The organism is Micromonospora sp. ATA51 (assembly GCF_016802855.1).
Classification (GTDB): Bacteria; Actinomycetota; Actinomycetes; order Mycobacteriales; family Micromonosporaceae; genus Micromonospora; species Micromonospora sicca.
Genome location: NZ_JAEVHJ010000226.1, coordinates 1 through 11,060 on the forward strand (window position 1 = coordinate 1; position 11,060 = coordinate 11,060).

At 73.8% G+C, this 11,060-nt stretch carries 8 protein-coding genes and 4 pseudogenes; 8 read left to right on the top strand and 4 right to left on the bottom strand.

Features of this window, described 5'->3' with window-relative positions; genetic code table 11:
* Both JNW87_RS27045 and JNW87_RS27050 read right to left on the bottom strand, forming a co-directional pair.
* Window positions 1–430, bottom strand: a pseudogene (locus JNW87_RS27045) (hypothetical protein); the annotation flags it as partial.
* Between the two features lie 102 nt (window positions 431–532).
* Window positions 533–1,401 (bottom strand): annotated as a pseudogene (locus tag JNW87_RS27050) (3'(2'),5'-bisphosphate nucleotidase CysQ).
* Window positions 1,402–1,606: 205 nt separating this feature from the next.
* Here JNW87_RS27050 and JNW87_RS27055 point away from each other — a divergent pair.
* Together JNW87_RS27055 and corA are read left to right on the top strand one after the other, a co-directional pair.
* Window positions 1,607–2,701, top strand: a complete 1,095-nt coding sequence (locus tag JNW87_RS27055; protein WP_109805225.1) for a PLP-dependent aminotransferase family protein — start codon at window positions 1,607–1,609, stop codon at window positions 2,699–2,701.
* Between the two features lie 518 nt (window positions 2,702–3,219).
* Entirely contained in the window at window positions 3,220–4,278 is a 1,059-nt protein-coding gene (corA, locus tag JNW87_RS27060; protein WP_375373547.1) for a magnesium/cobalt transporter CorA, read from the top strand.
* A 76-nt stretch (window positions 4,279–4,354) separates the two neighbouring features.
* Here corA and JNW87_RS27065 read toward each other — a convergent pair whose 3' ends face one another.
* Complete coding sequence (locus JNW87_RS27065; protein WP_109805231.1) at window positions 4,355–5,161, bottom strand: hypothetical protein; 807 nt, start codon at window positions 5,159–5,161, stop codon at window positions 4,355–4,357.
* Between the two features lie 84 nt (window positions 5,162–5,245).
* Here JNW87_RS27065 and JNW87_RS27070 point away from each other — a divergent pair, with 84 nt between their 5' ends.
* Window positions 5,246–5,776, top strand: a complete 531-nt coding sequence (locus JNW87_RS27070) for a peptidylprolyl isomerase (protein ID WP_109805232.1) — start codon at window positions 5,246–5,248, stop codon at window positions 5,774–5,776.
* Window positions 5,777–5,801: 25 nt separating this feature from the next.
* Window positions 5,802–6,749 (top strand): rhomboid family intramembrane serine protease, encoded by a 948-nt coding sequence (locus tag JNW87_RS27075; protein WP_109805233.1) that lies wholly within the window; start codon window positions 5,802–5,804, stop codon window positions 6,747–6,749.
* 8 nt (window positions 6,750–6,757) lie between these two features.
* Here JNW87_RS27075 and JNW87_RS27080 read toward each other — a convergent pair.
* A pseudogene (locus tag JNW87_RS27080) lies at window positions 6,758–7,197 on the bottom strand (PH domain-containing protein).
* A 116-nt stretch (window positions 7,198–7,313) separates the two neighbouring features.
* Between JNW87_RS27080 and JNW87_RS27085 the strand changes: the two are divergent.
* The 4 genes and pseudogenes from JNW87_RS27085 (at window position 7,314) to JNW87_RS27100 (ending at window position 10,966) form a co-directional block, all read left to right on the top strand.
* Complete coding sequence (locus JNW87_RS27085) at window positions 7,314–8,486, top strand: acetyl-CoA C-acyltransferase (protein ID WP_109805234.1); 1,173 nt, start codon at window positions 7,314–7,316, stop codon at window positions 8,484–8,486.
* An 85-nt stretch (window positions 8,487–8,571) separates the two neighbouring features.
* Window positions 8,572–9,564, top strand: a complete 993-nt coding sequence (locus JNW87_RS27090; protein ID WP_238454656.1) for a phosphotransferase — start codon at window positions 8,572–8,574, stop codon at window positions 9,562–9,564.
* 128 nt (window positions 9,565–9,692) lie between these two features.
* Window positions 9,693–10,205: a hypothetical protein gene (locus JNW87_RS27095; RefSeq protein ID WP_109805235.1), complete on the top strand. Its 513-nt coding sequence runs from the start codon at window positions 9,693–9,695 to the stop codon at window positions 10,203–10,205.
* A gap of 69 nt (window positions 10,206–10,274) precedes the next feature.
* Window positions 10,275–10,966 (top strand): annotated as a pseudogene (locus JNW87_RS27100) (response regulator).
* Window positions 10,967–11,060 lie beyond the last annotated feature (94 nt).

The following is an 11,060-nucleotide window of genomic DNA, read 5'->3' on the forward strand; positions in this document are numbered from 1 at the left end:
GCCAACCGCCAGCGACGGCGGGGGAAGCCGGGCGGGGCGGGGGGCGGCGCCGCACCGGGCGACCGCTGATCCGGACCGCCCGCCACCGGCGGGACGGACCCGGTGTCGCCCGGCCACGCGGGGTCGCGGCGGTCTCCACCGGCGGGTATCCGGGGTCCGCCCACCGCGGCTCCGGACCGGCCTCGTCCGGGTGGTCGGTGTCCGGCCACGCCCGCTCGGGGCGGACGTCGGTGGCGACGGGGTGGCCGGCCGGTTCCCCGGCACCGGGCCAGGGCAGCGCCGACCGGGCGTCGTGCGGCCGTGCCGGGCCACCGGAGTCCGGCCACGGCAGGGCCCGGTCGCCCTGCTGGCGGGGGATGTCCTGGCCCGGCCAGAGGCCGGTCGGCTGGGACGATCCGACGACGCTGTGCTGGTCTCGCTCGGCCGGCATGACCCTCCCTGGCTGGCGGCGGCCCGTCACGGGGCGATAGGTCGGAGACGCTTCCCGCCCGACACTATCCCCCGGTCACCTGGGCCATGGGTACCGTGACACTCAGCCGAACGCCTTACCGGCACTGCCGGTGACGGTCGAAGCGGGCATCTCGACCCCGGTACGGGCGATCGCGTCGAGCAGCCGTTCGGCGAGTTCGGGCCGGCAGACCAGCAGGTCGGGCAGGCGCGGGTCGGCCCGGTTGTAGCGCAGCGGCGAGCCGTCGATCCGGGACGCGTGCATCCCGGCGCCGAGCGCCACGGCGACCGGGGCGGCGGAGTCCCACTCGTACTGGCCGCCCGCGTGGACGTACGCGTCGACCTCGCCGGTCACCACCGCGCAGACCTTGACCCCGGCGGAGCCCATCGGCACGGCGCGGGCGTCGAGCAGGTCGACGAGTTCACCGACGAAGGCCGGCGGCCGGCTCCGGCTTACCGCGATGCGCGGCGGCCCGTCCACCGCCGGCGGGGTCGGGCAGCGATTGCCGAGGACCAGCGGCCCACCGTCCAGGTTGTCCGCGCCGGCATGCCGACCGCCCCGGCGACCAGCCCGCCGTCCGGGCCCGCCGACCGCTGCCAGAGGGCGGCGTGCACCGCCCAGTCGGTCCGGCCGGCCTCGGAGAACTCCCGGGTGCCGTCCAGCGGGTCGATGATCCAGACCCGGTCGGCGCTGAGCCGGGCCGGCCCCTCCCCGGCCGTCCAGGCCCGCCGGGCGTCGGCCTCCTCCTCGGAGAGGACCGCGTCCGCGGGTCGCCACCGCGCCAGCGCGGTCGTCATCAACTCGTGCGAGGCCCGGTCACCGGCGTCCTTGAGGGCGGCCGGGTCCGCGAAGCCGCGCTGGGCCCGCAGCGCGGTCAGCGTCTCGCCCGCCCGCTCGGCCAGCCATTCCGCGAAGGCCTGGTCGTCGAGCTGACCGGTTCCGTCCTGGGTCACGCGCCCACCACCTCGTCCTGGTCCGACAGCGACCTGCAATGCTCCGGCCGCCCTGCGATCGGAGCCAGCGTACGGTCCGATGGGCGACAGCTCGCGAGCCGGTTTCGGATCTCCGTCGACCCAGGTGGACGGCTCGACTGCCCGCATACTGAACTTCGCGTGTATGGCGGTCGGACCGGCCGGACCAGGCCCTAGGCTCGTGCGCATGACCGCCGAGCAGCTGATCTCCTTCGCCCGTGGCGCTCCCTCACTGGACATCGTCGATGTCGAGGGGCTCAAGGCCGCCGCCGTCCGCGCCTTCGACGCCGACCCCGCCGGGATCACGGCGTACGGCACCTCCGTCGGTTACCCGCCCCTGCGCAAGTGGATCGCGGAGAAGCACGGCGTCGAGGCCGACCAGGTGCTGATCACCAACGGCTCGTTGCAGGCCGACGCCTTCCTCTTCGACCACCTGGTCCGGCGGGGCGACGCGGTGGTGGTCGAGCGTCCGACGTACGACCGGACGCTGCTCAACCTGCAGCAGATGGGCGGGGAGATCCACGGCGTGACGATCCAGCCGGACGGCCTGGACACCGCCGAGCTGCGCAAGCTGCTCGAGTCCGGGGTGCGGCCGCGGCTGGCGCACGTCATCCCGAACTACCAGAATCCGGCCGGCGTGACGCTGTCCCTGGAGAAGCGCCGGGAGCTGCTCGACCTGGCCGCCGAGTACGGGTTCACGATCTTCGAGGACGACCCGTACGCGGACATCCGGTTCCGGGGCGAGCCGCTGCCGTCGATGCTCTCCATGGACGGCCGCGGGGTGGTGGTGCACGCCTCCAGCTTCACGAAGACGGTCTGCCCGGGCGTCCGGGTCGGCTACCTGATCGGGCCGGCCGAGTTGATCGCCGCCATCGCGAAGAAGGCGACCAGCCTCTACATCTCGCCCGGCATGGTCTCCGAGGCGATCGTGCACCAGTTCTGCGTCTCCGGGGACATCGAGCGCTCGATCGGGAAGGTGTCGACCGCGCTCGGCGAGCGGGCCCAAGTGCTCGCCGAGTCGCTGCGCCGGCACATCCCCGAGGCCCGGTTCGTCGAGCCGGACGGCGGCTACTTCCTCTGGGTGGAGCTGCCGGAGGACGTCGAGGTGGACCGGTTGGGGCCGGCCGCGGCCGAGCGGGGCGTGGCGGTGGTGAAGGGGAGCGACTTCGTGCTCGACGGTGGCCGGCACGCGCTGCGGCTGGCCTTCTCCGCGGTGACCGTGGACCGGATCGACGAGGGTGTGCGCCGGCTGGCGGAGGCGATGGAAGCCGTTCGCGCCTGATTTTCTGTCGGGTTCCCGACAGTTGGGGAATACCGGCGGGCTCGGGTCTCGCCCTGGGCCGGCCGGCGGCCCACAATGCTGCGAGCGTCGTTCACCTCTTCGGGTGGTCGGTCCGACGTCCGGGAAGCGGCACCCCCGCCCCGCCCGGGCCGCCGACGCGCGCAGCACAACTCCCGCCCCCGAAGGTGCCGGGTGGGCCGTGTCGCCCCTCACCCCCCTGACGCGGCCGGCCCACCCGGCGCCCCACCCACGCCGGTCGGTCACCGGGTCGCGCCGCGCCCCGAACCGGACGCGGCGGCCGGGTGCGCCGTGAGCCGGATCGCAGTCCGTCGGCCCCGGCCCGCCTGGGCGGCCCTTCACCGTGCGGCGGATCGCCGACGGCGGCGTAACCTGCAAGCCGCAGCAGCACCGGTGGGAGGGGGCGAGGGATGACCGACCCGATCGAGCGTGGCCGACCGACGGCGCAGAACGGCGGCCGGGTGCTCAGGCCGCGCGCCTGGGCCGCGCCGGTACGCGCGATGACCCGCATGCTCAACGCCGACGGCTCCCCCCGTACCGCCGAAACGGCCGGACCCGGCCGCAGCGGGATCGTGGACTGCGGCCTCTACGTCGACGGCGAGCGGCAGCCCGGCGAGTGGAACTACGCCGACGCCCTGGCGGCGGCCCGCCGGGAGCGGCACGGGTTCGTCTGGCTGGGGCTGCACGAGCCCGAACTGGACGAGATGACGGCCATCGCCGCCACCTTCGGGCTGCACGAGCTGGCGGTCGAGGACGCGGTCAAGGCCCAGCAGCGCCCCAAGCTGGAGCGCTTCGGCGAGGTCACCTTCCTGGTGCTGCGGACCGCCCGGTACTGCGAGCACACCGAGCTGACCGAGAACTCAGAGGTGGTCGAGACCGGTCAGGTGATGCTCTTCATCGGGCCGAACTTCCTGATCAGCGTCCGGCACGGCGACGCCTGCCGGCTCGCCCCGGTCCGGGCCGACCTGGAGGCGAAGCGGGACCTGCTGCTGCACGGGCCGTGGGCGGTCGCGTACGCGATCACCGACCGGGTGGTGGACCTCTACCTGGAGGTGGCCGACCAGCTCGAGGACGACCTGGACGTGCTGGAGGCGGACGTCTTCGACGGGCAGGGCACCGGGCGGATCCAGCGGATCTACCAGATGAAGCGGGAGCTGGTGGAGTTCAAGCGGGCGGTGATGCCGTTGCAGCGTCCGCTGCTCACCCTCACCTCCCAGGTCAACCGGGAGGTGCCGCAGGAGGTGCGGCGCTACTTCCGGGACGTGCAGGACCACCTCAGCCGCACGGTCGAGCAGGTGAACTCCTACGACGACCTGCTCAACTCGATCCTCCAGGCGCGGCTGGCCCAGGTCACCGTCGACCAGAACAACGACATGCGCAAGATCGCCGCGTGGGCCGCGATCGGCGCGGTGTGGACCGCGATCGCCGGCATCTACGGCATGAACTTCAAGTACATGCCCGAGCTGGGATGGACGTACGGCTATCCGGGGGTCTGGGCGCTGATGCTGGCGTCGTCGTTCACGCTGTACCGGTTGTTCCGCCGCAACGGCTGGCTCTGACGGCCGGCGGCCGGCAAGCGGAAGCGCCGGCCACGCGGGGTGATCCCGCGCGCCGGCGCTTTCCGTGACCCCGCGGTCAGCGGCGACCGCTGGCCTTGGCGGTGTTCTTCCCGTTGTTAATGGCCTTGGTGACGTCGTCGGCGGGCCGGCCGGAGACGTCCCGGGCGCCCTCGGCGACCGAGGGGACCTGGTCGGTCGGCTGGATCACCGGCGGGGGGCCGGGGGTGGTGGTGGAGGCGCTCTCGCCCTTCGCCACCGTCGAGCTGCCGGCGCCCGTCGCCGAGGCGTCGGTCACCTTGGCGCTGGGGTCCGGGGTCTCCACCACGATGGTGTCCACGTCCTCCCGCATCGGGTCCAGCTTGCCGGTCGGGTCGTACTCGGCCCACTCCTGCTGCTCCCGGCGGCGGCGCATGGCCATCGCGCCGGCCAGGCCGGCGACGGTGCCGGCGGCCAACAGCCCGGTCATCATGCCGCCCCGGGACTTCTTCTGCTTCTTCTTCGCGGCCTTCATGTTCTTCGCCTTCACCTTCTTGCTCACCGCGACCTGCTTGGCGGCGGCGGCCCTCCTGCCGGCGACGGCCTTCCCCGCCGTCTCGGCCTGCGCGTTGCGCACGGCCAGGACCAGCGGCGCGAGCGCCGCGACCGTCGAGGCGAGACCACTCGACGCGCGGTCCCGCACGATGACCGCGGTGGGCGCGACGGCACCCCGGGCTGCCTGGACCCGCGGGCCGACCGTGGCGCCGGCACCCTTCGCCGCGTACGTGGCAGCCTGCCTCAGGTGACCGATGCCCTGGTTCAGCTCGGCCTTGGCCAGCTGCCCCTGGGTCTTTCGTCGCCCGATTCCAAACACGGTCCCACCTCCTGGGAGTTGTTCCTCCGTCATCCTCCACCTTCGGATGCCTCCGCACTGCCAGATCGGGCACATGGGAGGATCCGTATGGAACTGACCAACGAGTGAGGAGTACCCGTGGCCGAGGCTGTCTACGCCACCTTGCACACCAACGCTGGCCCGATCCGGCTGGAGCTCTTCCCGAACCACGCGCCGAAGACCGTCCGCAACTTCGTCGACCTGGCCGAGGGCAACCGTGAGTACACCGATCCGCGTACCGGCCAGCCGGGCAGCGGGCCGTACTACGACGGCACCATCTCGCACCGCGTGATCAGCGGTTTCATGGTCCAGATGGGTGACCCGACCGGCACCGGTCGCGGTGGCCCGGGCTACACGTTCGCCGACGAGTTCCACCCGGAGCTGCGCTTCGACCGGCCGTACCTGCTCGCGATGGCGAACGCCGGGCCGGGCACCAACGGCTCGCAGTTCTTCATCACGGTCTCGCCGACGCCGCACCTGAACAACCGGCACACCATCTTCGGTCAGGTGGCGGACGAGCAGTCGGCGAAGGTCGTGGACTCGATCGCGAACACCCCGACCGGCCCGAGCGACCGGCCGCTGCAGGACGTGGTCATCGAGCGCGTCGAGATCGAGCGCAAGCCGTCCTGAGCACCACCCGGGTACCTTTGCCTGCATGACTCAGCGCTCCGGGCAGGCGGGTGACGGGACCGGCGGGCCGGTGCCGACCACCCCGGTCTGCTACCGCCACCCCGACCGGGAGACGTACGTCCGGTGCAGCCGGTGCGACCGGCCGATCTGTCCGGAGTGCATGCGGGAGGCGTCGGTCGGGCACCAGTGCCCGGAGTGCGTCAGCGAGGGACGTCGCAGCGTGCGGCCGGCGCGTACCGCCTTCGGTGGCGGTGCCGCCGGCCGTCACGGCTACGTGACGAAGACGCTGATCGCGCTGAACGTGCTGGTCATGCTGCTCTCCATCGCCTCGGACCGGGGCGGGGACGCGGCGGCCGGCGGCTCCGGCTTCGGCGGCCTGATGGGCGGCGGCACCCCGCTGACCGACTGGGGGGCGGTGCTGGGGCAGGCGATCCTCCCCGACGGCACGATCGGCGGCATCGCCGAGGGGCAGTGGTACCGGCTGGTCACCGCGATGTTCCTGCACTACGGCGTGGTGCACCTGCTGCTCAACATGTGGGCGCTCTGGGTGCTCGGCCGGACGCTGGAGGCGGCGCTCGGTCCGCTGCGCTTCCTGGCGCTCTACCTGATCGCCGGGCTCGGCGGAAACGTGGCGGTCTATCTCTTCAGCGCGCCCAACAGCACCGCGGTCGGCGCGTCGACGGCCATCTTCGGCCTCTTCGCCGCGATCTTCGTGATCATGCGGCGGCTGGGCCGGGACACCTCGGCGATCCTGCCGATCCTGGTGATCAACCTGGTCTTCACGTTCACCGTGCCGGGCATCTCCATCGCCGGCCACCTGGGCGGGCTGGTCACCGGCGCGCTGATGGCGCTGGTCCTGGCGTACGCCCCGCGGATGCGGCGGACCGTCTTCCAGGTCGCGGGCGGCGCGATCATCCTGGTGGCGCTGCTCGGCCTGGCCCTGGTCCGCACCGGGATGCTGCCCGGCGGCTGACCCGCTGCTCAGCCGCGCCGGCCGGCGGCCCGCGCCGCCCGGAGCGCCTCGGCCACCTCGCCGGCGGCGCGTCGAGGTCGTACCGGCCGAAGAGGTGCAGCGACTCGCCCGCGTCGATCTCCAGCGTCTCGGCGGTGAGCCCGCGGCGGGTACGCCGATCCACCCTGATCGCCTCGACCTCCGGCCAGGACAGTCGACGGTGCCCGGCGAAGCCGTGGGCCACGGTGATCCCGTCGGAGTCCGCGGCCAGCCGGACCGGTGCCACCAGGTCGCGCAGCCCCCAGCCGGCCAGTCCGGCGGCGGCCAGTCCGGCCAGCACCGGCTGGACCCGGTCGTCACCGGCGAAGAGCAGCCCGAGCCCGAGCACGACGACCGCGCCGACCAGCTTGGCCACCGGCAGGACCACCGGCACCCGCCACTGGTGGACGGGGAAGGACTGTGACCGCACGGCCCCAGCATGCCAGCCGCCCGGGATGTCGGCCCGCTGCCGCGACGGAACCGGGGGCGGACGGCCGGCCGGTGACGACGTAGGATCGGGAGCAGCCAGGTTACCGGGGAGTAAACATGAGTGACGCAGTCATCGTCGGCGCGGTACGGACCCCGGTCGGCCGGCGCAAGGGCAGCCTCGCCGGTGTCCACCCGGTCGACCTCTCGGCGCACGTGCTGCGCGCCCTCGCCGAGCGGACCGGCATCGAGCCCGGCCAGGTCGACGACGTGGTGTGGGGCTGTGTCTCGCAGGTCGGCGAGCAGTCGTGGAACGTCGCCCGCAACGCGGTGCTCGCCGCGGGCTGGCCGGAGTCGGTGCCCGGCACCACGGTCGACCGGCAGTGCGGGTCGAGCCAGCAGGCGCTGCACTTCGCCGCCGCCACCGTCCTGTCCGGTCAGGCCGACCTGGTGGTCGCCGGTGGTGTGGAGTCGATGACCCGGGTGCCGATGGGTTCCAGCGTGGCCGGCGGGGTGCCGTTCAGCGGCCAGATCCTGGAGCGCTACCGGGGCGTCGAGGGCGTCGCCCAGGACTCCCCGCTCCCGTTCAACCAGGGCGTCGGCGCCGAGTTGATCGCCGAGCGCTGGCGCTTCTCCCGCACGCAGCTCGACGAGTTCGCGCTGGCCAGCCACGAGAAGGCGGCCGCCGCGCAGGACGCGGGCGCGTTCGACCCGGAGTTGGCCCCGGTGGCGCTCGCCGACGGCGGGAAGTTCGCCGCCGACGAGGGCATCCGCCGGGAGACCTCGCTGGCCAAGCTCGGCGAGCTGGCCACCCCGTTCCGGGCCGACGGCGTGGTCACCGCCGGGTCCGCGTCCCAGATCTCCGACGGTGCCGCGGCGCTCGCCGTCACCACCAGCGAGTGGGCCAGCCGGCACGGGCTGCGCCCGCTGGCCCGGGTGCACACCGCCGTGGTCGCCGCCGACGACCCGGTCTCCATGCTCACCGCCCCCATCCCGGCCACCGCGAAGGCGCTGCGCCGCGCGGGGCTGGGCATCGAGGAGATCGGGGTGTACGAGGTGAACGAGGCGTTCGCCCCGGTGCCGCTGGCCTGGCTGGCGGAGACCGAGGCGGACCCGGAGCGGCTCAACCCGCGCGGCGGGGCGATCGCCCTCGGTCACCCGCTCGGCGCGTCCGGCGCCCGGATCATGACGACCATGCTCCAGCACATGCGGGACAACGGCATCCGCTACGGCCTGCAGACCATGTGCGAGGGTGGCGGCATGGCCAACGCCACCATCGTCGAGCTCCTCTGACCGGCCCCCACCCGGGCCCCGGTTGACCGGCCCGGAAAGGGCCTCGCCGCAGGGCCGGTCGACCCCTACTCTGCGGGACGTGACGATGACCCGCACCGATGCCAGCGACTGGTCGACCGACCCGCGGCGCGACGACGCGCTCGCCTGGGTCGGTGACGCGCTGGCCGCCCACGGTCACCGGGTGACCGGCCCGGTCGAGTCCCGGGTCCGGCCCTGGTCGCTGGTGTGGCAGGTGCCCACCGACGCCGGCCCGTTCTGGTTCAAGGCCAACAACCCCGGCACCCGGTACGAGGCCGCGCTGCTGGCCGAGCTGCCCCGGCTCTGCGCCGGGGCGGTGCTCGACCCGATCGCCGTGGACGTCGAGCGGGGCTGGTCGCTGCTGCCCGACGGGGGCCCGAGCCTGCGCGACACGCTGGCCGGGAAGCGGGACGTCACGCACTGGGCACAGGTGTTGCCCGCGTACGCGGAACTCCAGGTCGCGGTCGCCCCGCACGCGCGGCGACTGCTGGACCGGGGCGTGCCGGACCAGCGGCCGGAGCTGATGCCCGAGCTGTTCGACCGGCTGCTGGACGACGAGGAGGCGCTGCTCCTCGGCGAGCCGGACGGCCTCACCCCGGAGCTGCACCAGCGGCTGCGCGCGTACCGGCCGGAGTTCGCGGCGGTGTGCCGTCGACTGGCCGAGGTGGACGTGCCGGCCACCGTCCAGCACGACGACCTGCACGACGGGAACGTCTTCGTCGGCGACGACGGGTACCGCTTCTTCGACTGGGGGGACGCCTCGGTCGCCCACCCCTTCGGCACCCTGCTGGTCACCCTGCGCTCGGTGGCGTACGCCGGCGAACTGGCCCCGGGTGATCCGGCGCTGATCCGGCTGCGGGACGCGTACCTGGAGGCGTGGACCGACCGGCACGACCGGGCGACGCTGCGCGAGGTGGCGGGCCTGGCGATGCGGGTGGCCACGGTGAGCCGGTCGCTCTCCTGGCGGCGCGCGTTGCGGTCCACCGACCCGGCCCGCGCCGAGTACGCGTCGGCCGTCCCCGGCTGGCTCGGCGAGCTCTTCGCCGACCTGCCGGTCTGACCCTGGCCGGTGCCGCCCCGGCCGGCGGCGGTCCCGATGTCGGACACCGCGTGCGATTTGCACGGATGGAAGTTCCAGAAATTTGCTGTGACCCATGTCACGCTTGGTCAGCCGTCGTTGCACATTGCATGGACGTCTTCTCCCGAACGTTCCTTCCGGCCGCCGCCGAGACCGGTCTGGCGACCCAGACGGTCAGCCGGCACATGCCGATCTTCCGCCGGTGCGTGGGCTCCGGCGACGCCACCATCCTGGTCACCCGGTGCAGCCGCCCCGACCACCCGGTCGGCGGCGACTACCTGATGCTCCTCACCCACCGCCGCCTGGTGGTCACCCAGCAGACCCGGGTGCTGCACCGGCTGCGGCTCCACCTCAACACCGAGCTGCGCGAGCTGAGCAACGTCACCTGGAGCCCGGACCCGCGCCTGCACAGCGTCGAGCTGGCCGCCACGGCGATCGACGGGGCCCGCGAGCGGTTCCTCATCCGGACCCATCACCCGAAGCAGGTCTGGCAGCTCGACGCGCTGCTCAACCACGCCTTCCGTACCCGCCTGCGGACGCCCGCGGAGCGACTGGTCGCCACCATCGGCGAGCCGCCGCTCGCCGCCCGGCCGGCCGCGTTCCGCCCGGCGCCGGTGCGCTGACCGGGTCCTTACCGAACCCGAACGTTCCCCGGACGTCCCGGACGCCCGCCGGTCGGTAATCATGGGCCGGTGACCGCCGACACCGCGCAGCGTGGGCTCGTCCTCGTGGTGGAGGACGAGCCGGCCATCGCCGACCTGGTCCGGCTCTACCTGACCCGGGACGGGTTCGGCGTACATCTGGAACGGGACGGCGTCGGGGGCCTCGCCGCCGCGCGGCGGCTGCGCCCGGTGGCGTGCGTGCTGGACATCGCGCTGCCCGGCCTGGCCGGGACGGAGGTCTGCCGGCGGCTCCGCGAGGCCGGCGACTGGACCCCGGTCATCTTCCTCACCGCCCGGGACGACGAGGTCGACCGGATCGTCGGCCTGGAACTGGGCGCTGACGACTACGTGACCAAGCCGTTCAGCCCGCGCGAGCTGGTCGCCCGGGTCCGGGCGGTGCTGCGCCGATCGGCCGGGGCGCCGGCCGGGGCAGAGCAGCCCCGGGTGGTCGGCCCGGTCGTCCTCGACCCGGCCCGCCGGACGGTCACCGCCGCCGACGCCCCGGTCCAGCTCACCTCCACCGAGTTCGACCTGCTCGCCCACCTGATGGCCGGCCGGGCCGGGTGTTCACCCGGGAGGAACTGCTCGCCGGTGTCTGGGGGTACGCCGCGCACGCCGGCACCCGGACCGTGGACGTGCACGTGGCGCAGGTCCGCGCCAAACTGGGCCCGGCCAGCGTGATCCGCACCCACCGCGGCGTCGGGTACGCGGCCGATGCCTGACTCCCGCCGGCCCGCCGCCGACCCACCCGCAGCGACCGGTCGGCCCGCAGCCCGCCCCGGGCCGGGCCGACCGCACCAGCCGACCGTCGCCCTG

Excerpts from the sequence above, each read along its gene's own strand:
- JNW87_RS27065 (WP_109805231.1), bottom strand. The coding sequence starts at position 5,161 with ATGACGGAGGAACAACTCCCAGGAGGTGGGACCGTGTTTGGAATCGGG.
- JNW87_RS27055 (WP_109805225.1), top strand. The coding sequence starts at position 1,607 with ATGACCGCCGAGCAGCTGATCTCCTTCGCCCGTGGCGCTCCCTCACTG.
- corA (WP_375373547.1), top strand. The coding sequence starts at position 3,220 with ATGACCCGCATGCTCAACGCCGACGGCTCCCCCCGTACCGCCGAAACG.
- JNW87_RS27085 (WP_109805234.1), top strand. The coding sequence starts at position 7,314 with ATGAGTGACGCAGTCATCGTCGGCGCGGTACGGACCCCGGTCGGCCGG.
- JNW87_RS27075 (WP_109805233.1), top strand. The coding sequence starts at position 5,802 with ATGACTCAGCGCTCCGGGCAGGCGGGTGACGGGACCGGCGGGCCGGTG.
- JNW87_RS27090 (WP_238454656.1), top strand. The coding sequence starts at position 8,572 with ATGACCCGCACCGATGCCAGCGACTGGTCGACCGACCCGCGGCGCGAC.
- JNW87_RS27095 (WP_109805235.1), top strand. The coding sequence starts at position 9,693 with ATGGACGTCTTCTCCCGAACGTTCCTTCCGGCCGCCGCCGAGACCGGT.